Source organism: Arthrobacter arnarulunnguaqae, assembly GCF_051262515.1.
Taxonomy (GTDB): Bacteria; Actinomycetota; Actinomycetes; order Actinomycetales; family Micrococcaceae; genus Arthrobacter_N.
The window spans coordinates 164794-188187 of sequence record NZ_JBIMER010000002.1; the positions used below are offsets into that span (position 1 = coordinate 164794).

A 23394-nucleotide genomic window follows, 5' to 3' on the forward strand; every position below is an offset into this window, starting at 1 on the left:
ACCCGCACTATGGGTGGACGTTCGGTTCCGACTACGCGGTCTTGACCGCCAGCAGCAGGCCGCTGCCCGTCGGCACCATCGATGTCACCAGGTCTTCGCGCTCGCGCAGGAAGCGCCCCATCTGGCGCGCCGCGACCGTGGTCGGTTGGCGCACGGCCGGTTGCGGGACGCGGTCCGCATCGAGGGCGTCGTGGACCATGAGCATGCCCCCGCGGCGCAGGAGGCGCACGCCGTGATCCACGTAGTCGGCCAGGTGCGTCTTGTCGGCGTCGATGAAGACGAGGTCGTAGGCGGCATCGGTCAACCGGGGCAGGACGTCGCGCGCGCGGCCGCAGATGGTGCGGGTGCGGTTCGGGGCGACGCCGGCGTCGAGATACGCCTCGCGCGCCGCATTGAGGTGGTCGACGTCGATGTCGATGGTCGTGAAGACGGACTGGCGGTCCAGGCCGCGCAGGAGGCTGACCCCGGATACCCCGACGCCGGAACCGATCTCCACCGCGGTCCGCGCCTTGGAGGCGGCGGCGAGCACCGTGAGCAGCGCCGCGGTGCCGGATCCGACGGGCCAGACCCCGAGTTCGTGTCCGCGCTCGCGGGCTCGCGTGACGACCTCGTCCTCGACCGGCAAGGCCTCGGTGTAGGACCAGCTGCTCTGCTTGTCGGAGCTCATGGCGTGGAAGTTCCTTCGGTGTGCTGGTGGAGTGGTGGCCGGACGGCCGATTCCATCCTAGCGCCAGCCATTCCCCAGCAATCTCACAGCCTCTTCGGCCAGAATGTATACGTGAACGCAACACCATCGAACCGCGCAGCCGGCCTGGCCCCCGAACCCGAAGAGACCGTGGTTCCGGGCTGGGACGAAATCGTCGAGGTCCATTCGCCCCGCGTCTACCGCTTGGCGTACCGCCTGACGGGCAACAGGTTCGACGCCGAGGACCTCACCCAGGAGACGTTCGTCCGGGTGTTCCGTTCGCTGCACAATTTCACGCCGGGCACGATCGGCGGGTGGCTGCACCGCATCACCACCAACCTCTTCCTGGACCAGGCGAGGCGCCGGAACCGCATCCGCTTCGATTCCCTGGGCGAGGACGCGGAGAACCGCGTCGAGGGCAAGGACCCCGGACCGGAGCGGAGCTTCGAGCACAACAACCTGGACATCGACGTCCAGGCGGCCCTCGACGGGTTGCCGCCGGACTTCCGCGCCGCCGTCGTCCTGTGCGACCTCGAGGGACTTTCCTACGAGGAGGTGGCCGCGGCGTTGGGCGTCAAGCTGGGAACGGTCCGTTCGCGCATCCACCGAGGACGTACGCTCCTGCGCGAGAAGCTCGCCCACCGCAACCCCTCCCGGACCGCGGCGAGCGGCATGGTCTTGCCGAAGGTGGGTCCCGCCGTCTCGGAGGCGCACTAGGTGATGCACCGACAGGAGCGCTGGCTCGACGCCTACATCGACGGCGACCTGTCCGCCGAGCGCGTCGTCGCCCTCGAGGAGCACGTGCGCACGTGCTCGGATTGCCGCACCAGCCTGGCCGACCGCCAGCGACTGCTCGAGCGGCTGCGCGCCTTCTCATCGGCGCCGCACTCGGGTCCGACGCCCGATCAGGCGCTGCTGGACCGGCTCTGCCAGCCCCATTCCGCGGCGGCGGATTCCGACTGGGCGGCGTTCATCGACGCCTACAGCGAGGGCTCCCGGTTGCGCCGCATGGCCCCGGCCCTCGCCTCCGTCGCCGCCATGGTCCTGGTCGTGGGGGTGCTCGGTGCCGCGTGGTTGCTGGGCGGCACGGACCGCTCAAACCCCGCCGCGGACGTGGTGTCCGCAGCCTGGACCGGAGACAGCACCGAGCTGACCGGCGGCGACATCGAACGCCTCCGTGGTGCCGGGTGGAACTGTCCCGAATTCACCGACATGGGTTTGGCGCTCGTCGGCGCGAAAGGCCAACGGGTCGACGGGGCCGCGCGGCTGGTCCTCGACTTCTCCGGCGCGGCGGGCGACGTTCGTGTGGTCGAGAGCGGCAAGTCCCTGATGCCGTCGCTCCTCGGCGGACCGGACGGCAACAGCCAGTCGGCCGCGCCGACGGAGGCCGGGAGCACTCAGCGGCCGGAAACGCGGCTGGTTGCCGGCGAACAGGTCTCCCTGCGGACCGCGCAGGATCCAGGTACTCCGCACCGGGCGACGGTGGAGATGGACGCGACCCGGTACGAAGTCGAATCCACGCTCGGGGAGCAGGTGACCGTGGCCGTGCTCAGGCGGATCGTCGTCAGCGAGCACTCCAAGTTGGCCCCCGACGGCGTGCGGGAAGCCGAGGGCTGGGAGCGCATCGGCCGCGGCATGGCACGGCTCATGGTCTTGGACACCGGCCGGTGACGCGTGGCTCGCCGCGCGGCACCGCGGAAAATACGGTGTTGCACCGCCTAGCGGGTAATCTCTAAGCGTGTTCGGAATTAACGGTGGCGAGTTCCTCATCCTCGCGGTGCTTGCGGTCCTCGTGCTGGGCCCCGACAAACTTCCCGAATACGCCGCACAACTTGCCCGGCTGGTGAAGGAAGTCCGCCGGATGGCCACGGGTGCCAAGGAACAGCTGCGCGAGGAGGTCGGCGACGAGATCGCCGACATCGATTGGCGCAAGCTGGACCCGCGGCAGTACGACCCGCGCAAGATCATCAAGGACGCGTTGCTGGACGATTTCGACGACGCCGTCTTGGCGGCCAGGGAAGCGCCCGCCAAGGCGATTTCGCCGTCGGGCCCCACGACGCCGAAGCGTTCGGCTGAACCGCCGCTGACCGACGGCGAAGCGGCGCCCTTCGATTCCGAGGCGACCTAGGCGTTCGCCTTCGACAGGGTGAATATCCCATAGCGCATCGCGCCGGTGCGGTAGGCCAGAATCAGGCGGGGGATGGATAGCACGAAGATGCGATTGCGTGCGCCCAGGGCGAGGCGACGGGTCTCTCGATCGACGGCCAAGGCCTTCCCCAGTCGAAGGGCGCAGATTGTCCAGGTGCGTCCGACGCGGCGGCTCACGTCCTCATAGCCGTCGATCGAAAAGCCCGCCGCCCTTGCCATCGACTCATACTCCTCGCGCGTGCCCATCGAGGGCAGGCGCCCTTCGCGGCAAATTGGCTCGAGCAGGTGGCGAACCTTCCAACCGCTGGCTCCTGTCTCTGCGAGCCACGCGCAGACGACGAGGCGGCCCCCGGGCGACAGCACGCGATGCACCTCGGCGAAAAACGCCGGCTTGTCGACCATGTGCTCGCTCGACTCGATGGCCCATGCGGCATCGGCCGAGCCATCGGGCAGTCCGTTGGCGAGCCAGTCGCGGAGATGGATGTCCACGCCGGATGCGGGACGTGCGGCGGCGTAGTGGGCCTGCTCGGTGGATAGCGTGAAGCCGGTAACGCGAACCGAGCGTGTCGCCGCGAGCCGCCTCGCGGTGGAGCCGTAGCCGCAGCCGATGTCGACGCACGCTTCTGCGGGCATAAGACCCAGCCGGTCGCCCACCGTGTCGACCAGCGCCTCGACGGCCTCGGCGGGCGTCTCGCGACCCGTCGCCCAGAACCCGTGATGGACATGCTCGCCCCACACGCGACGATAAACCGGATCGAGTTCGTCGTAGTGGTCGGCGACCGCCACTGCGGTCTGGGGAATGTCGGGGACAATCACGCCATCACACTACAACGCCGATCCAGACGATCAGAAGGTCTCCGCCCCAAGGACGTCCTGGCGCCGGCGGCGCCTAGGCGAGGCTGACGCCGAGCGGCTTGCCGGCGAGTCCCCGGGGTTTGCGCGCCAGCGTTCCGGCGATCCTCGCGATCTCGCGCGACGCGGCCGCATCCGGGGTGGACAGCACCAGCGGGACGCCCGAGTCCCCGCCCTCGCGCAGTCGGGGATCCAGCGGGACTCCTCCGAGGAGCGGCACGTCCGCGTCCAGCGTTTGCGACAGGCGGCGGGCCAGCAACTCGCCGCCCCCGGAGCCGAAGGGCTCCATGCGGCTGCCGTCCGGCAGTTCCAGCCAGGACATGTTCTCCACGACGCCGAGAACCTCTTGGCCGGTCTGCTTCGCCACGGCCCCGGCGCGTTCGGCCACCTCGGCGGCGGCGGACTGCGGCGTGGTGACCACCAGCAGCCCGGATCCCGGGAGCAGCTGCGCGACGGAGATGGCGATGTCACCCGTGCCCGGCGGAAGATCCAGCAGCAGCACGTCGAGGTCGCCGAAGTGCACGTCGGTCAGGAACTGCTCGAGCGCTCGGTGCAGCATCGGACCGCGCCACACCACCGGCTGGTTGCCCTCCACGAACATGCCGATGGAGATGACCTTCACGCCGTGCGCGACCGGAGGAAGGATCAGCTCGTCCACCCGCGTCGGCGGCTGCGTGATGCCCATGAGCGAGGGGACGGAGAAGCCGTGCACGTCGGCGTCGATGATGCCCACGCGCAGACCGTCCGCGGCCATGGCGCACGCCAGGTTGACCGTGAGGCTGGACTTGCCGACTCCGCCCTTGCCGCTGGCGACGGCGATGACGCGCGTCAGCGAGCCGGGAGAGCTGAAGGGAACCGCACGGACCTTGAGCCCCTCCTTGAGCTCGGCCCGCTGCCCGGGCGTCATCACGCCGACGTGGACGGCGACCGAGCCGACGCCGTCGACCCCCGAGGCCGCGGCCGTGACGTCGTCGACGATGGTGTTCCGCAGCGGACAGGCGGCGATGGTGAGCAGGACGCGCACGCGGGCGGCACCGTCGTCGTCGACCTCGACGGAGTCGACCATCCCGAGCTCCGTGATGGGGCGGCGCAGTTCCGGGTCCTGGACCCCGGACAGGGCGGCCAGGACGGCGTCGGTCCTCGCGGTGTTCTCTCCCACGGGCTCAACCACCCCGCTTCGGGTCGATGCGGGGAAGCTGGGTCGTGGCGTCGGAGACCCGCTCCTTCTTCTTCTTGGGCGACTTGCCGCGCAGGCGGATCTCCTCGCCGTCGTTGGATTCCAGCAGGTCCTCGAGCGCGGAGCGCAGCTCGCTGCGGACGTAGTCGCGGGTGGCGACGTCGCGCAGGGCGATGCGCAGCGCGGCGAGTTCGCGCGTGAGGTATTCGGTGTCGTGCAGGTTCCGCTCGGCGCGCTGGCGGTCCTCGGTCACGGAGACCTTGTCGCGGTCGTCCTGGCGGTTCTGGGCCAGTAGCAACAGCGGCGCCGCGTAGGAGGCCTGCAGCGAGAGCATGAGCGTCAGCGCCGTGAAACCAATGGCCGCGTCGTCGAACCGCAGGGTCGACGGCCCCCACGTGTTCCAGGCGAGCCAGAAGACGCAGAAGACCGACATGTAGAGCAGGAAGGTCGGCGTCCCCATGAAGCGGGCGAAACCCTCGGTGGCGCTGCCGAACGCGTCCGGGTTGGGCGACAGGCGCGGCCAGAACCGGTCCCTCGCCGGAAGCGGCGTGTCGAGGCCGGTGGTCGGATTGTTCTTCTCAGCCATGGGCGCTTTCCCCCTTCGGTTCCTTGTCGTCGTGCGTTCGCCAGTCGTCCGGCAGCAGATGGTCGAGGACGTCGTCCACGGTCACGGCCCCGACCAGGCGGCCGGCGGTGTTGACGACGGGTAGCGACGTGAGGTTGTAGGCCGCCAGCATGCGGGCCACTTCGCTGATGCCGGCGAAGTCGTGCACCGGTTCCAGATCGGTGTCCAGGATGTTGCCCAGCGGCTCCGGCGGCGGGCAGCGCAGCAGGGCCTGGACGTGCACGACGCCGAGGTAGCGGCCGGTCGGAGTCTCGGAGGGGGGCCTGCAGACGAAGACGGACGACGCCAGCGCGGGGCTGAGCTCCTCCCGCCGGACGTAGGCGAGGGCCTCGGCGACGGTGGCTTCCGGGGGCAGGATGATGGGCACCGTGGTCATCATCGACCCGGCCGTGTTCTCCTCGTACTCGAGCAGGCGGCGTACGTCCTTCGCCTCCTCGGGTTTCATCAGGCCCAGGAGCGCCTCCTGTTGTTCCTCGGACAGTTCGGCGAGGAGATCGGCGGCGTCGTCGGGATCCATCTCCTCCAGGACGTCCGCGGCCCGCTCCATGTCCAGCGAGGAGAGGATCTGGACCTGCTCGTCGTCGGGGAGTTCCTGCAGCACGTCGGCGAGCCTGTCGTCCTGCAATTCGGTGGCGACCTCGACGCGGCGCTTGTCGTTCATCTCGTGGAGCGCCTCGGCGAAGTCCGCGGGCTTGAGCTCCTCGTGCGCGGCGACGAACTGGGCGGCGGCCTGCGGTTCCTCCAGGTCGCCGTGCACGACCTCGCTGCGCGGGACGAGCAGCCGCTCCCCGCGGGCCAGGCGGCGCAGGGCGCGGAAGCCGCCGGCCTCGCCGCGCCGGACGTAGTAGTCGGAAATGATCCAGTCCCCGTGCCGCTGGAGCTCCAGGCCGATGTCCTCGACGACGCCGTTGCTCGAGCCGTCCTTGAACGTCACCTTGCGGTCGAACAGCTCGGCGGCGGCCAGGCGCTCCGCGCCGCGTTGCTGGAAGCGGCGGAGGTTGACCAGTCCGGAGCAGATGATCTGGCTGGATTCGATGGCGTGCACCCGCGTCATCGGGACGAAGACGCGCTTCTTTCCGGGCACCTCGACGACGAGGCCGACGCACTGCGCGGGTTTCGACGGTCCGTGGTCGAGCACGACGACATCCCGCAGCCGGCCCAGGCGGTCGCCCAAGGGGTCGAAGACGTCGAGGCCGAGCAGGCGGGCAATAAAGACCTTGTTCAGGGAGCTGCTCACCTCCTTAGGCTACTGCCTGGGCGTCGGCCGGACGTCGAGGCCCGCCCTCCGGTTCACCCGCAGCGATAACCGTCCCGGCGGATGCGCGAGCGGGGCAGAATGAAGGCATGTCTTTTCCCTTTGGCTCGAAACAGTCCGATCCGACCCTGCTGGGCCTTCCGCGCGGCGAGGTCCTCGGGCGCTACCAGTCCTACCTCGACGCCCAAAAGGTGGTGGACTACCTCGCGGACAACGACTTTCCCGTGGCCAACGTGAGCATCATCGGGAACGACCTGAAGTCCGTGGAGCGCGTGACGGCGAAGCTGAGCTACCCCAAGGTGGCCCTCGCCGGCGCGGCGCAGGGCGCCATGTTCGGCATTTTCGTCGGGCTGCTGTTGAGCATCTTCACGCCGTCCGGCGGGATGGCCCAGATCGTCTCCTCCGTCGGACTCGGCATGGCAATTTGGATGATCGTCGGCGTCGTCGGCTACTCGTTCCGCAAGGGAAAGCGCGACTTCGCGTCCTCCAGCCAGGTCATGGCGGGCTATTACGACGTCGTTGTCGGCTTCGAACACTCGGCCGCGGCCCGGCAACTGGCCGCCAAACTGCCGATGAGCGCGGGCGAGGCCCAACGACCGGCCTCCGCCTGGGGCCAGGGCAACGGCTCGGCCAAGCCGTCCCGTCCCGCCGAGCCCGCGGCGCACCGGCCGCAGGACGGAGCCGCCGGGACCCCGGCTTCCGCCGGGGCGCAGGGCGCGACCGGCACACAGCGTCCGGGAACGGGGGACCTGCCCGACGGGCGGCCGCAGTACGGCGTCCGCGTCGACCCGGCGGAAACGCGGCAGTCTGAATCCCCGCAGCCGGAGACCCCGGAGGCGGAAGCCCCTCGGCCGGACTCTCCGGAACGCCCCGAGCGCCCCGACGAAAACCGCTAGCGGGGCCCTCCGGCGACGATGCCCGCCATCCAGGATTCGACGTCGTCGGGGGTGCGCGGCAGGGCCGCGCTGAGGTTCTCGACGCCGTCGGCGGTGACCAGGACGTCGTCCTCGAGGCGCACGCCGATCCCGCGGTATTCCTCCGGAACGGCCAGGTCCTCGTTCTTGAAATAGAGCCCGGGCTCGATCGTGAAGACCATGCCCTCCTCGAGGATTCCGTTCAGGTACAGCTCCCGCTTGGCCTGCGCGCAGTCGTGGACGTCGAGTCCCAAGTGGTGGCTGGTCCCGTGCGGCATCCACCGCCGATGGTGCTGGCCCTCGTCGGACAGCGCCTCCGCCAGCGGCACCGGCAGCAGGCCCCACTGCGACAGCCGTTCCGCGAGCACCTCGATGGCCGCGGTGTGCACGTCGCGGAACCTGACACCGGGACGGGCGACCGCGAACGCGGCATCGGCGGCATCGAGCACGGCCTGGTAGATCTTGCGTTGGATCTCGGAGTACTTGCCGTTGACCGGCAGCGTGCGGGTGATGTCGGCCGTGTACAGCGAGTCCGCCTCGACGCCGGCGTCGAGCAGGAGCAGATCCCCGGTGTCGACCCGCCCGTTGTTGCGGATCCAATGCAGGATCGTGGCGTTGTTGCCCGCCGCGGCAATCGTGTCGTACCCCAGGTCGTTGCCCTCCTCGCGCGCCCGGGCGAAGAACGCGCCCTCGACGACTCGTTCGCCGCGGGCGTGGGTGATGGCGCGGGGCAGCTCCTTGACCACCTCGTGGAAGCCGTTGACGGTGGCCTCCACCGCGATGCGCATCTGCGCGATTTCCCATTCGTCCTTGACGAGCCGCAGCTCGGACAGGGCCTCGGACAGTTCGCCGTCGAGGCGGTCGGAGACCTCCAGGTCCACGCCGGTGTTGATGCGCGAGGTATCCACGAGGGCATCGCAGTTCAGGTCGACGTCGCGCACCAAACGGATGCGCATGCCACCGAACTCCACGGCGCCGGCGTCCTTGGTCACCGCGACCTCCAATTCGCCGAGGTCGGCGGTCGGGATGGCCAGTCGCGCTGCGAGGTCCCCGAGGGTGGGGCGGGAACCGATCCAGAATTCGCCCGAGCGCGCGTTGGAGTAGAACTCCTCGGTGTCGCGGCCGGCGGGCGGACGGAAGTACAGCGTGGCGGTGTGGTTGCCGCCGTCGTCCCCGGCGCCGTCGTCCGTGGGCTCCATGACCAGCACGGCCTCCGGCTCGTGGTCGATTCCGAGCCCCGTGAGGTGCGCGAAGCCGGAGTGCGGGCGGAAGCGGTAGTCCGTGTCGTTCGAGCGGACCTTCAGCGGCCCGGCCGGCAGGACCAGACGCTCGCCCGGGAAGCGGGCGGACAGCGCGCGGCGCCGGCGCGCGGCGTAGGGGGCGACGACGTCGGGCCCCGGCTTCACTGCCGTGTCCGGCGCCCACTGGGAGGCCATGAACTCCTTGAAGGCGTCTGAACTCGGTCGCTGGGAACGGTTGTTCACGCGTTCGCCGAGGGGCTGGTTGCTGCCGGGGGCGTCGTTAGATTCGGTCATCACCCCTCCATCGTCTCAAAGCCCGTCTCATCCACCAAGGCGCCCGGCTAGGCTTGGGCCATGCTGATCGACCTCCACACGCATTCGAATGTCTCGGACGGCACGGAACCGCCGGCCGGCGTCATGGCGGCGGCGGCCGCCGCCGGCGTCGATGTGGTGGCGCTGACCGACCACGACCAGACCAGCGGCTGGGCCGAGGCGGCCGAGGAGGCCGCCCGCCTCGGGATGGGTCTGGTTCCGGGCATGGAGGTCTCGTGCAAGACCCGCGAGGGCGTGAGCGTCCACCTGCTCAGCTACCTGCACGATCCGGAACACGCGGGTCTCGCGGAGGAGATCGACAAGGCTCGCGACGCCCGCCTGCACCGCGCCCGTCGCATGGTCGCGCTGTTGTCGGAGGACTTCCCGGTGGACTGGGACCTGGTCAACCGCCATCGGGCGCCCGGAGCCACGATCGGGCGCCCGCACATCGCCGATGCGCTCGTCGCGGCCGGCGTCGCGGCGGATCGTTCCGAGGCCTTCGCCACCGTGTTGACCTCCCATTCGCGTTACTACGTGGGGCACTACGCGGTGGATCCGGTCACGGCCGTGCGGCTGGTCCGCGACGCCGGTGGAGTACCGGTGTTCGCCCACCCGGTCGCCTCGGCGCGCGGCCGCGTGGTCGACGAGTCCGTCTTCGACGACCTGATCGCCGCGGGGCTGATGGGCGTGGAGATCGACCACCGGGACAACCCCGAGGATGGGAGGGCGTTCCTGCGTTCGCTGGCCGCGCGACACGACCTGATCGTCACGGGATCCAGTGACTACCACGGCACCGGAAAGCCCAACAGGCTGGGGGAAAACGGCACGACGCCACAGATGCTTGCGAGGATCCTCGAGGCCGGCACGGGCTCGATGCCGATTGGCGTCTCCGGCCTTTAGCGGGTGGCCTGCGACGCCTCACCAGGGGGCCCTCAGGGGAGCGCCCCCCCGATTCCTGTTAGTATCAAGCGTTCGGTGTTGCCCTGAGCAACTACTCGTAGAGCCCGGTTCCGAGTGGATCCAGGCCAACATCGGCTTCCACTGCAGGTTGCAAGACAGCCTCTGCCCTAGACGTGGACTAGGCCCGCGGACCGCGGGTTCCACGTGCTTGCCGCGCTGTGCGCGGCCCGATTGGTCCGGTGTACGTGCCGGGTGGAAAGCGCGCCTTTAATGCGTCCCACACCGGATGCGGTTCGCCCTCACGGCGGCCAGGTAGTCGAGCCCTGACAGGCCGGCGCGCTCGCACGGGGGAGTGTTGCCGGTGGCTTCCCCCACTTGAGAGGAGAATTATGTCACCGGATGGCAACAGCCCAGCGCTGATGTCCGGCTGGATCATCATCGCCCTGCTGGTGGTGTTCTACGGAGGCACGTTCGTGATGAGCGTGGTGATTGGCAAGAAGAAGGAAAACGCCGACGGCTACATGACCGCGGGAAACAAGATCGGCTTCGGCATCTCCGCGGCCAGCATGACCGCAACCTGGATCTGGGCCGCATCGATGTACGCGTCGGCGACCTCGGGATACACGTACGGCATTTCCGGCCCGGTCCACTACGGGCTCTGGGGCGCGTTGATGATCCTGTTCATCTACCCGTTCGGCAAGCGGATCCGCCAGGTGGCGCCGAAGGCGCACACGCTTGCCGAGGTCATGTACGCGCGCCACGGCCGTTCCAGCCAGCTGATGCTGGCCGGCTCCAACATCCTCGGCTCCGTCATCAGTCTGACCTCCAACCTCATCGCGGGCGGCGCGCTGGTCGCGCTGCTGTCGCCGTTCAGCTTCCAGCAGGGCATTCTCGCCATCGCGGCCGGGGTGCTTCTCTACACGCTCTGGTCCGGTTTCCGAGCGTCCGTGCTCACCGATTTCGCCCAGGTTATGGCGATGCTCGGCGCGGTGGTCATCATCATCCCCGTGGTGTTCTTCGCCGCCGGCGGTTCCGCGATGTTCGAGGCCGGTGCGGCCAACCTCACACCGCAGCAGGGCAACTTCTTCTCCTCCGAGGCCTTCATGAACCAGGGCGCGCCGTATATCGCGGCCGTGCTGGCCTACGCGATCGGCAACCAGACCATCGCGCAGCGGCTTTTCTCCGTCCGCGAGGACCTGATCAAGCCCACGTTCGTCACCGCGACCATCGGCTACGGAGCGACCATCATCGGCGTCGGGATGCTCGGCGTCATGGCGCTGTACCTGGGCGTCGAACCGCTCAACGGCGACACGAACAACCTGATCCCGCAGATGGCGGCCACCTACCTCGGCCCCGTCCTGCTGTGCCTGTTCTTCGTCATGATCATCGGCGCGCTGTCCTCCACGGCGGACTCCGACCTGGCGGCGCTGTCTTCGATCGCGATGGCAGACCTCTACGGACAGGCCAAGGGCAAGGCCAACGCCAACCCGAAGACGATGCTGATGGTGGGCCGCCTCACCATGGTCCTCGCGACCGGCACCGCGTTGTACTTCGCCAGTGGGCAGATGAACATCCTGGACCTGCTGGTCTTCGTCGGCGCGCTCTGGGGCTGCCTCGTCTTCCCGGTGCTGGCCAGTTTCTACTGGAACAAGGTCACGAACGCGGCCTTCACCGTGGGCGTCCTCGCCGCGATGGTCGTGTTCCTGCCGGTTCGGTTCGGCTGGATCACGATGGACGGCGTCGTCGGCTACGCGGTCGACGTCCTGTCCATCGTGGGCATCGGCGTGGTGATCGGGCTGATGGCCTTCGGGTTCTTCGGCACCCGGATCGCCCGGATCGCGGGAGCGGCGTCGGCCGCCGTCGCGGCTCCGTTCGCGTTCGGCACGCTGCACGAGTACGCCGTGCTGAGCGGCTCACTGGTGGCGTACGCCGTCTCCACGCTGGTCTGCTACTTCATGTCGGTCCGGTCCAAGCGCGAGTTCGACTTCGACTCGATCAAGGACACGGTCGGCAACTTCGACACCCCGGAAGCCGCCACCGTCGGCGCGCCGGCACCCACCAAGTAGGGAGACCCATGGAAACGTTTTTCTTGACCCTGTACGTCCTTATCTGGCCGGTCGTCGTGGCGGGCACGCTGTTCGTGATTGCCCGGGCCTTCTTCCGGGAATGGGCCCAGGCCCGCCGCGACGGTCGAAACCTGATCTAGCGCGCAGGCGGTTGCCGGGCGGGCCGGGTGACACCGCGTCCGTCCCGGCATCGCCCGGCAGCCGCGTCCGTCCGGGCCCGGCAAGCGACATTTCGCCCCCAGGCCTCGATGAAACTCCGTCTCATTTGCTTGGTACTACGTACCGTAGGGTGCGCAGGGACACATTGCCTCCCAGGGACGCCGTCGAGGATGGAGAACCATGAACATCGAGCAGGCCGCCAACCACAGCGAGCTGACCCCCTTGCCCTTCCTCCAGCGTTCGGCGGAGGTCTACCCGGACAAGCCCGCGGTCATTCACGGAAGCCTGACGTGGACCTACCGGAGGTTCGCCGAGGAGGTCCAGCGCACCGCGAAGGCGTTGGCCGCGCGGATCGACACGGGGGACACGGTTGCCTATCTTGCCCCGAACATTCCTGAACTCCTGGTGGCACACTACGCGGTGCCGCTGGATGGCGGCGTGCTCCTGGCGCTGAACACGCGCCTCTCCGGCCGCGAGTTGGAGTACATCCTGGGGCACGCCGAGGTCTGCGAGCGGCAGGACGATTGGGACGCACCGGCCCCGGCCGAGCGGGCCGCCAGGCTGTCCCGGCAGGGCGGCGGCATGATCCAGGCCGAAAGCGCGCGCGTTGTCGACGGGGAGATGCGCGACGTACCGGCGGACGGACGCACCATGGGGGAGATCGTCCTGCGCGGAAACAACGTCATGATCGGGTATTTCAAGGACCCGGAGGCGACGGCGCGCGCTTTCGCCGGCGGCTGGTTCCACACCGGCGACCTGGGGTCATGCACCCCGACGGCTACCTACAGGTTCGCGACCGGGCCAAGGACATCGTCATCAGCGGCGGGGTCCCGGAGGAAGTGCACTTGTCGGACGCGTTGCCGCGGACGTCAACGGGCAAGGTCCAAAAGCACGTGCTGCGCGCGGATGCGGTAGAGCGGCGGACTATTCGGCGCCGACGACGGCCGCGCGTGGAATCCGTTTCCGCATGACCTCGATCGCCTCGGCGTTGGCGTCGACGCACACGAAGCGCCGGCCCAGCGCCGAGGCAACGGCGCCGGTGGTGCCGGACCCGGCGAAGAAGTCCAGGACCCAGTCGCCGGGGCGGCTGCTGGCTGCGACGATCCGGCGCAGGATGCCCTCGGGCTTCTGCGTCGGATAGCCGGTCTTTTCCTTGCCGGTGGGGGAGACGATCGTGTGCCACCAGACGTCCGTGGGCAGTTTCCCGCGGGCTACTTTTTCGGGGGTCACCAGCCCGGGGGCCATGTAGGGCTCCCGGTCCACCTCGGCGGAGTCGAAGTGGTAGGCTGCCGGGTCCTTGACGTAGACGAGGATGTTGTCGTGCTTGGCGGGCCAGCGGCTCTTCGCCCGCGCGCCGTAGTCGTAGGCCCAGACGATCTCGTTCAGGAACGAGTCCCGACCGAAGATCGCGTCGAGCATGACCTTGGCGTAGTGCACCTCGCGGTAGTCCAGGTGCACGTACAGGGTGCCGTCGTCGGCCAGCAGCCTCCAGGCCTCGCGCAGCCGCGGCTCCAGGAACGACCAGTAGTCCGCGAACGCGTCGTCGTAGCTGCTCAGTGCCCCGCGCACGGTGGAGTAGCTGGCACCCTTGAACCCGAGCCTGTCGCCGGTGCCCGGCTCGGCCCGCACCATCTTCGTCTGCTGCCGGCTCTGCTTGCGGCCGGTGTTGAACGGCGGGTCCACATAGATGAGCGTGAACGCGCCGTCGGGCAGGGTGGGCAGGTAGTCGGCGTTCTCGGCATGCACCACGAGGTCGGGGCCGTCGGGCGTCCAGACGGTCGCGCCGGGCTCGCGGGCGAAAGCCCCGACCGTGTGGTCGGGGCCTTCGGTGTCGACGCGGTGGGGATCCATTCCCGCTATTCGGACTCGGTGCGGTCCACGGCCTCGCCGTTGCGGCGGCGCGTGCGCGAACGACGCCGGCGCGTCGGCTCGACGGCATCGGACGCGGCGTTGACTTCGACGGCGGGGCCGGTGGCTCGGACCGCATCCGCGTCTTCGGCGCGGCGGCCGCGGCCTTCGCCGGTCGCCTCCTTGTTCGGGCGGTCCGCGCGGCCGTGGCTGTGTCCGTGGCGGCCACCGGATCCGCGCTCGGCGCGGTCTCCGCGGCCCTCGCGACCACGTCCACCGCGGTCCCCGCGTGAGTCGCGGTCCCCGCGTCCTCCCCGGGCGTCGCGGTCGCCCCGGACCGCCGGCTTCTTGCCGGTCTCCCCGAGATCCTCGAGCTTCTCGCCGGACAGTCCCTCGAGCACGCGCTTGTTGCGCGGCAGGCGGCCCTTGGTCCCGGCGGGAATGTGCAGATCCTCGTACAGGTGCGGCGAGGACGAGTAGGTCTCCACCGGCTCGGGCTGGTCGAGGCCGAGCGCCTTGTTGATCAGACCCCAGCGCGGGACGTCCTCCCAGTCCACGAACGTGACGGCGGTCCCCTTGTTTCCCGCGCGGCCGGTGCGGCCCACGCGGTGGAGGTAGGTCTTCTCGTCCTCGGGGCACTGCAGGTTGATGACGTGGGTGACGTCGTCGACGTCGATGCCGCGGGCGGCCACGTCGGTGGCGACGAGTACGTCGACCTTGTTGTTGCGGAACGCGCGCAGGGCCTGCTCGCGCGCGCCCTGCCCGAGGTCTCCGTGGATGGAACCGGCGGCGAAGCCGCGGTCCATCAGTTCCTCGCTGAGCTTGGCGGCCGACCGCTTGGTCTTGGTGAAGATGATCGTGCGTCCGCGGCCCTCGGACTGCAGGATGCGGGAGACGACCTCGTCCTTGTCCAACTGGTGAGCCCGGTAGATGACCTGGCGGATGTCCTTCTTGGTGATGCCGTCGTCCTCGGGATCCGCGGCGCGGATGTGCGTGGGGTGGCTCATGTAGCGGCGGGCCATGGCGACGACCGGGCCGGGCATCGTGGCGGAGAAGAGCATTGTCTGACGGACCGACGGCGTCGCGCCCAGCAGGGTCTCGACGTCGGGCAGGAACCCGAGGTCCAACATCTCGTCGGCCTCGTCCAGCACCACGATGCGCACGTTCTTCAGGTTCAGGTGCTTCTGCTTGAACAGGTCGATCAGGCGCCCCGGGGTGCCGACGACGATCTCGACGCCGGACTGCAGCTGCTCGATCTGCGGCTCGTACGCGCGGCCGCCGTAGATCGTTGCGATGCGCGCGTTGCGCTGCGTGGATGCCTTGGCGATGTCCGCGGCGACCTGCACGGCGAGTTCGCGCGTCGGGGCGACGATGAGTGCCTGCGGGGCGCCCGGAACCGGGAGCTGGTCGTAGCCGGCGTCGTCCGGACCCACCACGCGCTGCAGCGCGGGGATGCCGAAGCCGAACGTCTTGCCGGTGCCCGTCTTGGCCTGGCCGATGATGTCGTGGCCGCCGAGGGCGATCGGCAGGGTCATGGACTGGATGGGGAAGGGATGCAGGATCCCAGCGGCGGCGAGCGAGTCCACGATGTCCTGGCGGACTCCGAAGTCGGCGAACGTCTGCTCGGGGATCTCGTGGGGGACCTCGTCGGTCGCGAGTACTTCCTCGACCTCCATCTCCTCGGCGCCGCCGTCGGCCGTCAAATGCTGTTCATTGCTCAATTGGTTCTCAGTTCTTTAAGGCACCGGCCACGGGCGTGCTCGACGTGCACCGCCGTTGTGGGCGGGACGGAGTCCACCGCGAAAGCGGCGCATCCAGCGGAGCCGATCGCGGGCTTGCAAGCGCGGTGTTCGCGCCGGGGTGCAGGTTCGCTGGGAATCGCTGCCAAGAAAATGCGTATGGGTACGACCGGGCATCCTTGTCTACGCGACCCAGTCTAGCGCGCCGCGGCAAAACCCCGGGGCAGTGACGGTAGCCGGCCCCGCCGCGCCTAGACTGGTGGGGAACCACGGGAGCCCGCCAACGGGCTGAGAGGGCACTGCCGGGCACACTCCGGCACCGGTGCCGACCGCTTAACCTGATCCGGATCATGCCGGCGGAGGGAGGGAACGTCGCGATGCGCTGCGTAGTTGTCGGTGCGGGAATCATCGGATTGTCGATCGCCTGGGAGTTGACCCGCCGCGGCGCCGAGGTGGTCGTCCTCGACCCCGCGCCGGCGTCGGGCGCCACCCGCGCCGCCGCCGGGATGCTGGCGGCCGTTAGCGAATTCCATTACCAGGAGCTCGATCTCCTGAACCTGTCCGTACCCGCGGCGCGGCGTTGGCCGGGATGGGCGGCCGAGTTGTCCGACGCCTCCGGGGTGGAGCCCGGCTTCGCGGCCCGCGGGACAATCGCCGTGGCGGCGGATTCCGCCGACCGCGAGACGCTGGCGGACCTTCGGCGGGCACAGTCGGCGGCCGGGATGGACGTCGAGGAACTCACCGTGCGCGGTGCCCGCACGGCCGAACCCATGCTTTCCCCGCGGCTCGCTGGCGCGTTTGTGGCGCAGTCGGACGGCCAGACGGATCCCCGGCGCACGGCGGCTGCCCTGCGCGAGGCGCTGGCGCGATCACCGGGCGCGCGGTTTCTGTCCGGCACGGCGCTGCGCTGCGTGGCCGGAGCCAATCCGGCCGTGGAGTACGACGGCGGTCGGCTCGCCTGCGACGAAATCGTCCTGGCCGGCGGACTGGGCCTGCGCGGCGCGGGGCGCGGAGCGGCCCCGGGCGCGGAAGCGAACGGAACGTGGGCCGGACCGTTGCTGGAGGGCCTGCCGACGACGCTGCGCCTGCCGGTGCGCCCCGTGTACGGCGACGTGCTGCGGCTGGGCACGCCCCGCGGCGGTCCCCGATTGGCCGGCACGACGATCCGCGGGCTGGTGGGAGGCCACGGCGTGTACGTCGTCCCCCGCGACTCCGGCGAGGTGGTCGTCGGCGCCACCGAGCGGGAGGACGGCCGGGCGGCGGTCAGCGCCGGGGGAGTCCAGCGACTCCTCCGCGACGCGCTCCGGTTGGTTCCGGTCCTCGGGGAGTTCGACCTCGTGGAATCCATTGCCCGCGCGCGCCCCGGGACGCCGGACAACCTGCCGCTGCTGGGCCGGGCCGCTCCCGGACTGGTGGTCGCCACCGGCTTCCACCGCCACGGCGTTCTCCTGAGTCCGCAGGCGGCGGCCGTCGTCGCGGAACTCTTGGGTGGGCAACGCGCCGAGGACCCGCCGGGAGGCTCCGGCGTCGTGCCGTCAGGCCCTGGGCCAACCCGCCCCGCCGCTTTTGACCCCGCACCATTTGACCCCGCACCATTCGACCCTTGGAGGTTCTCGTGACTACCACCCGACCCGCACCCGCACACGCACCCGTCACCGTCAACGGTTCGCCGGTTACGGATGCCCCAGAAAACGTCCTCGTTCTCGTGGCCAGGCACACCGGGCGCGCCCTGCTGCCCGACGGGCATCCAGAGGACGGCGGAAGGCTGGGCCTCGCGGTGGCGCTCAACGGCACCGTGGTGCCGCGGTCCATGTGGGGATCGACGCCGCTGGCCGCGGGCGACCGCGCAGAACTGCTTTCGGCGGTGCAGGGTGGATAGCGCGGTCACCGGGGTCACCACACCCGCCGCCCCGGACACCGACGCCCTCACGATCGACGGCGTGGGGCTGGGTTCGCGGCTCATCACCGGCACGGGAGGCGCGCCGAGCCAGGTGGTGCTCGAGGACGCGCTCGTCGCATCGGGAACGGAGCTCACCACGGTGGCGATGCGCCGGCACCAGGCCACCGCCGGGGAATCCATCTATTCGATGCTGCTCCGCCTCGGCATCAGGGTGCTCCCGAACACCGCCGGATGCCACACGGCCGGAGAGGCCATCCTCACCGCCGAGCTTGCGCGCGAGGCGCTGGATACGAACTGGATCAAGTTGGAGGTCGTGGCCGACGACGAGACCCTCCTACCGGACGCCGTCGAGCTCCTGGACGCGGCCGAACGGCTGGTGGCGCGCGGCTTCACGGTGTTCGCGTACACCAACGACGACCCGGCCACCGCCCTGCGTTTGGAGGACGTCGGCTGCGCCGCCGTCATGCCGCTGGGCGCACCGATCGGCACCGGACTCGGCATCCTGAATCCCCACAACATCGAGTTCATCGCCTCCCGCGCGAACGTGCCGGTGGTGCTCGACGCCGGCGTGGGCACTGCGTCTGACGCCGCGCTGGCCATGGAGCTCGGCTGCGACGCCGTGTTGCTGGCCACCGCGGTGACCCGAGCGCAGGATCCCGCACGGATGGCCGCGGCGTTCCGCCACGCGGTGGTGGCCGGGCGGCTGGCACGCGGGGCGGGTCGGATCCCCAAGCGGCGGCTGGCCCAGGCGTCGTCGTCGCTGGAGGGCCGCGGCGACTTCGGCTAGCTGGTCCGGAATCCGTGGGAGGCCGTTCCCCGTTCGACTTGGCGGGTGGGGAGCTACGCCGTGGCCGTTTGCGACAGGCCGGGGACGATGCGGAAAACGACGGATCGGCTTTCGACGTCTGCCTCCACGAGTTCGGCGACCACGTGCTCGCCGGCGGGGACGTCTCCCTCGTATCGGGCGGTGATGGCCGGTTCCGCCACCAGAAGCGTCCCCGAGGGGGCCTTGCCATTCGCGGGGGTCTTGCCCGATTGGTGCGGTGCCGGTCCGGTGACGGTCACGGCGTCGAACCTTTCGCCGATGCGCCCGTGCAACAGGGCGGCCTCGACCGCGTTGAGGGCCTCGCGTTCCGCCTGACCGGCGGTCCTGTTGGAGGCGTTCATCAAATCCGGCAGCAGCGGGAGCGTCGCGCGGATCCCGGGCGGAACGTCGGCCCCGCGCACCAGGTGTTCGCAGACAACCAGGACGAACCGATCGACCAGCCGGCGAAGGGGAGCGGTAGTGTGGGCGTAGGGCGCGGCGATGGCCGCCTGATCCGTCTCGGCGGGCGCTTCGCCGTCGAAGGCCGTGTATCCCGCGCCGCGGAACAGGGAAGTGGCCGCATGCATCACGGCCATCTGCCGTGGGTCCGAGACGTCCAAGCTGCGCAGGAAGTCTCCGTAGTGCACCCCATCCGCCCACTCGGATCCAAGGGCGGCCGCCTGGCGCCGGAAGATCTTCTCGCTGCCTGTTTCCGGTGCCGGCATGGTGCGCAGGATGCCGACACCGCCGTCGAGCATGATCCGGGCGGCTTCCATCCCGGTCATCAGGGAAATCTGCGCATTCCAGTCCTCAACGGGAAGCGGCGCCCGAGCGGTCAGGCGGTAGCCGCCGTCGTCGACCTCGACGTCCTGTTCCGGCAGACGCAGGCTCGCCCCGCCGCGCTGGTGCTCCAGATCGATGCGTTTCAGACCCACCTCGCGCAAAAGCGACAGGGAGTGGCTCGCGGTTCCGGCGTCGATGGATTCCTGTACCTCCGAGTAAGCGAGCTTCTCCCGGCTCTCGACCGCGGCCCTGACCAAGGACGTCTGCACCACGTTGCCGTCCGCATCGAGCGAAAAGGTCCAGACGTAGGCGCCGCGGCGCTGGCCCGGTAGCAGGCTCCCGGCGTCCTCGCTGATGACCTCCGGGTGGAGGGCGATGCGGCGATGCGGCAGGTAGAGGGTTTGTCCGCGGCGGCGCGTCTCGGCGTCGAGGTCACCGTCTTCGGGGACGAAGGTGGGGACATCGGCGATGGCGTAGCGCACCGTGTACCCGTCGCCGTCGCGTTCGATGTGCACCGCCTGGTCGAGGTCGGTCGAGGTCGGCGGGTCGATGGTGACGAAGCCGATGTGCGTCATGTCCTCGTCGGGCAGTGCGTATTCCTCGACGACGCGCACCGCCTCCGCGGTCACCTCCGGCGGGAAATCGCCGGGCAAACCGAGTTCATCCTCGAGCGCGGACATCGCAGCCGCGAGGACGGTGTTGCGGGCACTGGTGCTGAGATTCATCTGCTGGTACGCCACAGCCACAGCCTACCCACACACGGCACAGATGCGCCCGGAAGGTAGGGTTGGGCCATGACCGAGAAGCCCCTGACCGCACTGGACGAGGCCACCCGCGAGCGTTTCGACGCGGCCCTCTATGGGCTCATGGCCTACCGCGAATTAACGGCCTTCGAACGACTCTCCTCGGACGCCCGCTTTTCCCCGACGCTCGCCGATCGACACGCGCTCGCGCAGCTTGCCGTCGCGGAATTCGGGCACCACGAGTTGGTCCGCGAATACATCGAATCGCGTGGCCAGGATCTTGAGCGGTCCATGGAACCGTTCGTCGCGTCAATTGATGCCCTGCATGACCGTACGCGGCCCGCGGACTGGTTCGAGTCCCTGATGAAGGCGTATGTCATCGACTCCGTGTCCGGAGATTTCTACCAAGCCATCGCCATGTCCCTCGACGACGAGGCCAGGGTGCTGGTGGCGGAGGTACAGTCCACGGACACGCAGACGAAGTGGTTGCGCGAGAGGCTCCATGGTGCGCTTTCGGAGGACCCGCGGCTGGCTTCGAGACTGGCCCTCTGGGGACGGAGGCTCGTGGGGGAGGCCCTGACCCAGGCGCGTCGAATAGGAGACGAACACGACTTCTGGCGGAACCTGCTGTCCCTCTCGGAGGGTGAGGAACGCGAGGCGGGGATCACTCGGCTTTTCGCCAAGCTCGTGGAAAACCATTCCCGGCGGATGAGCGATCTGGGGTTGACGGCCTAGCCGCCGGCGCCGAACACCTTAATCAAAAGATGCCCGACAGGCCGCCCCGTGTGGGGCGCTGGTTCGGGCAGCTTTCGTTTGTCGGCGGTGAGCGGCTCGGCTGACCACCCTACAGTGACTAGTGGGCGAAGCCCACGCGGCGCGGTTCGTCGGCGCCGATCTCGACATAGCCGATGGAAGCGGCGGGAATGATCACCACACGCCCCTTCACGTCGGTCAACTGCAACTCGTTTCCGGCGTGAAGTGCCTTGGTCACCTGCTCCGAGACCTTGTCCGGCGAGTCCGCGGACTCGACGACGACTTCACGGGCGACGTTCTGGATTCCGATGCGCACGTCCATGTGGCGGCTCCTTCTCTGGCGGGGCGATATTCAAGCTGTCAGCTACGAATCTACTTCAGGATTCCTTGGGAAACCGACCGATTCCGCGCCAAGCTAAACGAGAGACGAGTTCCGAGGCGTCGTCCAGGTTGACGTCGTCCTCCAACTCCAACCAGTAGCGCGCCGACACCTGTGCCATCCCAGACATGCCCCGCCCGAGAAGGAGCGCCTGTGCCCGCGGCAGCTTCGTGTCCTCCGCGATGACGTCGGCGATGGCCGATGCGAACCGGGCGTTGAAGTCCTCGAGCCGCTTGCTGACTTCCGGGTCGTTCATGAGGTCGGATTCAAAGACCATGCGGTGCGCTTGGCTGTCGTGGGCGATGAACTCGAAGTAGGCCTTTATGGTCGCCTGGACGCGCAGCTTGTTGTCCGTGGTCGAAGAGATCGCCGCCAGCATGCGTTCGGTGAGATCCGCGAGATGCGCTTCGAGCAACGCGAGGTACAGTTCGCGCTTGCCCGGAAAGTGTTGATATAGAACCGGTTTGCTCACCATGGCAACATCTGCGATCTCGTCCATCGAGGCACCGTGGTAGCCGTTCGATACGAAGACCTGGTGGGCTGCGCGCAGAAGCTGTCGACGGCGCTGCTCACGGGGCATGCGTTGGGTCTTCGACGCCCGATCCGGGGTGCTGTCCACATCCTGCCTTTCCATGGAGCCGCCGCCAATGTAGGGCCGGCTGAGGTACGTCATTCTATGCCCGGGTAAACTCGTTATGCCCACCAGAAAGCCTAACTTCGCGGTATTTCCCGAGCTCTTGGTAACAGTGGGTCACCCGAGGCGCCGCAGTGTGCGGCTAGCAGGGCAAAATGCCGTCCTTGAGGTCATACGGGAACTACTGACTTAGGGTTGTTGCATGGAAACCGAACGTAGGGGTCCCGGAGTCCCGCTTGTCGACCTTGCACCGGAACTCACCGCGGCGGAACTACGCCGTTACTCGAGGCACCTCATCATTCCCGAGGTGGGGATGGATGGACAGCGTCGCCTGAAGCAGGCACGGATATTGGTGGTAGGTGCCGGTGGACTTGGCTCGCCCGCCCTGCTCTACCTTGCGGCAGCCGGCATCGGCACGCTGGGGATCGTGGACGACGACACGGTCGACGAGTCGAACCTCCAGCGGCAGGTCATTCACGGCGTTTCCGACCTCGGCAAGTCCAAGGCCGAGTCCGCACGAGATTCGATTCACGACCTCAATCCGCATGTGTCCGTAGTCCTCCACCAGGAACGCCTCGACGCCGGAAACGCCCTGGAGATTTTCGCGGGCTACGACTTGGTCCTGGATGGAACGGACAATTTCGCGACACGCTATCTGGTCAACGACGCGGCGGCGATCGTAGGGATTCCCTACATCTGGGGCTCGATCCTGCGTTTCGACGGCCAAGTCAGCGTCTTCTGGAACGGCCATGGCCCCACCTACCGCGACCTCTATCCGGAGGCGCCGCCCGCCGGCACCGTCCCCTCCTGTGCGGAGGGGGGTGTGTTCGGCGTGCTGTGCGCACAGATCGGATCCGTCATGGTGGCCGAGGCGATCAAACTGGTCACCGGTATGGGAGACCCCCTTTTGGGTCGGGTACTGATCCTGGATTCCCTCGCCATGACGTGGCAGGAGATCCGGCTGAAGCCCGATCCCGAGACGGTGCAGCCCGCTGCCCTGCTGGACGACTATCCCGCATTCTGCGGGATGCCGACGCAGGGCGCCGATTCGGAGCTTCCCGCGGTGGGGGCGAAGGAACTCCAGGCCATGCTGGCCGCCAGGGCGGACGGGCGGTCCGACTTCCGACTCATCGACGTGCGGGAACCGGGCGAGGCCGACATCGTGGCCATCGATGGTGCGGAGTTGGCTCCCCGAGGCCAAATACTCGGCGGCGACATCGATCTTCCGCGCGACGTGCCGCTGGTGCTGCACTGCAAATCAGGTGGCCGTTCCGGTGAAGTGCTGGCTTATCTCCTCGAACGCGGCTACCCGGACGCAAGGCATCTGGCCGGCGGTATCCTGGCCTGGGTTGAGGACGTGGAGCCCGGCAAGCCCGTCTACTGAGCAAGCCCGTGTGCCGTACAAGCCCGCGTGCGCAGAGTTCGTGTGCTCGGACCCCTCGTCCTGAGGGAACCCGGCCTACTCAGGAGTGCAGG

24 protein-coding genes are annotated in these 23394 nt (G+C 68.8%); 13 read left to right on the forward strand and 11 right to left on the reverse strand.

What is annotated here, in order from left to right; all coding sequences use genetic code 11:
- Positions 1-31: 31 nt before the first annotated feature.
- A complete protein-coding gene (locus tag ACHAAJ_RS02995; protein ID WP_435726432.1) occupies positions 32-667 on the reverse strand; it encodes an O-methyltransferase in 636 nt (211 codons plus the stop codon).
- 111 nt (positions 668-778) lie between these two features.
- On the opposite strand from ACHAAJ_RS02995, the gene sigE reads away from it, so the two are divergent.
- The 3 genes from sigE to ACHAAJ_RS03010 all read left to right on the forward strand — a co-directional run bounded on the left by sigE (position 779) and on the right by ACHAAJ_RS03010 (position 2813).
- On the forward strand, positions 779-1402 hold the full coding sequence (gene sigE, locus ACHAAJ_RS03000; RefSeq protein ID WP_435726433.1) for an RNA polymerase sigma factor SigE: 624 nt from the start codon (positions 779-781) through the stop codon (positions 1400-1402).
- A 3-nt stretch (positions 1403-1405) separates the two neighbouring features.
- Complete coding sequence (locus tag ACHAAJ_RS03005; protein ID WP_435726591.1) at positions 1406-2356, forward strand: anti-sigma factor family protein; 951 nt, start codon at positions 1406-1408, stop codon at positions 2354-2356.
- A gap of 67 nt (positions 2357-2423) precedes the next feature.
- Positions 2424-2813 carry a sec-independent translocase gene (locus ACHAAJ_RS03010; RefSeq protein WP_435726434.1) on the forward strand — a complete coding sequence of 130 codons (390 nt, stop codon included), beginning with the start codon at positions 2424-2426 and terminating at the stop codon, positions 2811-2813.
- Here the strand turns inward: ACHAAJ_RS03010 and ACHAAJ_RS03015 are convergent.
- The 4 genes from ACHAAJ_RS03015 to ACHAAJ_RS03030 form a co-directional block, all read right to left on the reverse strand.
- Positions 2810-3649: an SAM-dependent methyltransferase gene (locus tag ACHAAJ_RS03015; RefSeq protein WP_435726435.1), complete on the reverse strand. Its 840-nt coding sequence runs from the start codon at positions 3647-3649 to the stop codon at positions 2810-2812. The two genes, ACHAAJ_RS03010 and ACHAAJ_RS03015, sit on opposite strands and share 4 nt — an antisense overlap.
- A gap of 73 nt (positions 3650-3722) precedes the next feature.
- On the reverse strand, positions 3723-4844 hold the full coding sequence (locus ACHAAJ_RS03020) for an Mrp/NBP35 family ATP-binding protein (RefSeq protein ID WP_435726436.1): 1122 nt from the start codon (positions 4842-4844) through the stop codon (positions 3723-3725).
- A 4-nt stretch (positions 4845-4848) separates the two neighbouring features.
- Positions 4849-5448 carry a DUF1003 domain-containing protein gene (locus ACHAAJ_RS03025; protein ID WP_435726437.1) on the reverse strand — a complete coding sequence of 200 codons (600 nt, stop codon included), beginning with the start codon at positions 5446-5448 and terminating at the stop codon, positions 4849-4851.
- Entirely contained in the window at positions 5441-6724 is a 1284-nt protein-coding gene (locus ACHAAJ_RS03030) for a magnesium transporter MgtE N-terminal domain-containing protein (protein ID WP_435726438.1), read from the reverse strand. The genes ACHAAJ_RS03025 and ACHAAJ_RS03030 overlap by 8 nt, the downstream gene beginning before the upstream one ends.
- Before the next feature lie 107 nt (positions 6725-6831).
- On the opposite strand from ACHAAJ_RS03030, the gene ACHAAJ_RS03035 reads away from it, so the two are divergent.
- Complete coding sequence (locus ACHAAJ_RS03035; protein WP_435726439.1) at positions 6832-7638, forward strand: YflT domain-containing protein; 807 nt, start codon at positions 6832-6834, stop codon at positions 7636-7638.
- On the opposite strand, the gene ACHAAJ_RS03040 is transcribed toward ACHAAJ_RS03035, so the two are convergent.
- Complete coding sequence (locus ACHAAJ_RS03040; RefSeq protein ID WP_435726440.1) at positions 7635-9191, reverse strand: aminopeptidase P family protein; 1557 nt, start codon at positions 9189-9191, stop codon at positions 7635-7637. The two genes, ACHAAJ_RS03035 and ACHAAJ_RS03040, sit on opposite strands and share 4 nt — an antisense overlap.
- Before the next feature lie 60 nt (positions 9192-9251).
- On the opposite strand from ACHAAJ_RS03040, the gene ACHAAJ_RS03045 reads away from it, so the two are divergent.
- The 4 genes from ACHAAJ_RS03045 (at position 9252) to ACHAAJ_RS03060 (ending at position 13249) form a co-directional block, all read left to right on the forward strand.
- Positions 9252-10109 (forward strand): PHP domain-containing protein, encoded by an 858-nt coding sequence (locus ACHAAJ_RS03045; RefSeq protein ID WP_435726441.1) that lies wholly within the window; start codon positions 9252-9254, stop codon positions 10107-10109.
- A 389-nt stretch (positions 10110-10498) separates the two neighbouring features.
- On the forward strand, positions 10499-12175 hold the full coding sequence (locus tag ACHAAJ_RS03050) for a sodium:solute symporter family protein (RefSeq protein WP_435726442.1): 1677 nt from the start codon (positions 10499-10501) through the stop codon (positions 12173-12175).
- A gap of 8 nt (positions 12176-12183) precedes the next feature.
- On the forward strand, positions 12184-12315 hold the full coding sequence (locus ACHAAJ_RS03055; protein WP_435726443.1) for a putative transporter small subunit: 132 nt from the start codon (positions 12184-12186) through the stop codon (positions 12313-12315).
- 199 nt (positions 12316-12514) lie between these two features.
- Positions 12515-13249, forward strand: coding sequence for an AMP-binding protein (locus tag ACHAAJ_RS03060; protein WP_435726444.1), 735 nt, complete (start codon positions 12515-12517; stop codon positions 13247-13249).
- Between the two features lie 9 nt (positions 13250-13258).
- Here ACHAAJ_RS03060 and ACHAAJ_RS03065 read toward each other — a convergent pair whose 3' ends face one another.
- Together ACHAAJ_RS03065 and ACHAAJ_RS03070 are read right to left on the reverse strand one after the other, a co-directional pair.
- The gene (locus tag ACHAAJ_RS03065; protein WP_435726445.1) at positions 13259-14185 is read right to left on the reverse strand and encodes a DNA-methyltransferase; all 927 of its coding nucleotides are present in this window, start codon (positions 14183-14185) and stop codon (positions 13259-13261) included.
- A gap of 5 nt (positions 14186-14190) precedes the next feature.
- On the reverse strand, positions 14191-15858 hold the full coding sequence (locus ACHAAJ_RS03070) for a DEAD/DEAH box helicase (RefSeq protein ID WP_435726592.1): 1668 nt from the start codon (positions 15856-15858) through the stop codon (positions 14191-14193).
- A 413-nt stretch (positions 15859-16271) separates the two neighbouring features.
- On the opposite strand from ACHAAJ_RS03070, the gene ACHAAJ_RS03075 reads away from it, so the two are divergent.
- From ACHAAJ_RS03075 to ACHAAJ_RS03085, 3 genes are read left to right on the forward strand one after another with little or no spacing between them, the layout of a single operon-like run.
- A complete protein-coding gene (locus ACHAAJ_RS03075; protein WP_435726446.1) occupies positions 16272-17540 on the forward strand; it encodes an FAD-dependent oxidoreductase in 1269 nt (422 codons plus the stop codon).
- Entirely contained in the window at positions 17537-17800 is a 264-nt protein-coding gene (gene thiS, locus ACHAAJ_RS03080) for a sulfur carrier protein ThiS (protein WP_435726447.1), read from the forward strand. The genes ACHAAJ_RS03075 and thiS overlap by 4 nt, the downstream gene beginning before the upstream one ends.
- A complete protein-coding gene (locus ACHAAJ_RS03085; protein WP_435726448.1) occupies positions 17793-18608 on the forward strand; it encodes a thiazole synthase in 816 nt (271 codons plus the stop codon). The genes thiS and ACHAAJ_RS03085 overlap by 8 nt, the downstream gene beginning before the upstream one ends.
- 53 nt (positions 18609-18661) lie before the next feature.
- Here the strand turns inward: ACHAAJ_RS03085 and ACHAAJ_RS03090 are convergent, their stop codons facing one another.
- Positions 18662-20149: an RNB domain-containing ribonuclease gene (locus tag ACHAAJ_RS03090; protein ID WP_435726449.1), complete on the reverse strand. Its 1488-nt coding sequence runs from the start codon at positions 20147-20149 to the stop codon at positions 18662-18664.
- A 54-nt stretch (positions 20150-20203) separates the two neighbouring features.
- Here ACHAAJ_RS03090 and ACHAAJ_RS03095 point away from each other — a divergent pair, with 54 nt between their 5' ends.
- Positions 20204-20887 carry a ferritin-like fold-containing protein gene (locus ACHAAJ_RS03095; RefSeq protein ID WP_435726450.1) on the forward strand — a complete coding sequence of 228 codons (684 nt, stop codon included), beginning with the start codon at positions 20204-20206 and terminating at the stop codon, positions 20885-20887.
- Positions 20888-21005: 118 nt separating this feature from the next.
- Here ACHAAJ_RS03095 and ACHAAJ_RS03100 read toward each other — a convergent pair whose 3' ends face one another.
- Positions 21006-21227 (reverse strand): DUF3107 domain-containing protein, encoded by a 222-nt coding sequence (locus ACHAAJ_RS03100; protein WP_435726451.1) that lies wholly within the window; start codon positions 21225-21227, stop codon positions 21006-21008.
- Positions 21228-21282: 55 nt separating this feature from the next.
- Positions 21283-21918, reverse strand: a complete 636-nt coding sequence (locus ACHAAJ_RS03105; RefSeq protein ID WP_435726452.1) for a TetR/AcrR family transcriptional regulator — start codon at positions 21916-21918, stop codon at positions 21283-21285.
- A 202-nt stretch (positions 21919-22120) separates the two neighbouring features.
- Between ACHAAJ_RS03105 and moeB the strand changes: the two genes are divergently transcribed.
- Positions 22121-23302 (forward strand): molybdopterin-synthase adenylyltransferase MoeB, encoded by a 1182-nt coding sequence (moeB, locus tag ACHAAJ_RS03110; protein ID WP_435726453.1) that lies wholly within the window; start codon positions 22121-22123, stop codon positions 23300-23302.
- Positions 23303-23394 lie beyond the last annotated feature (92 nt).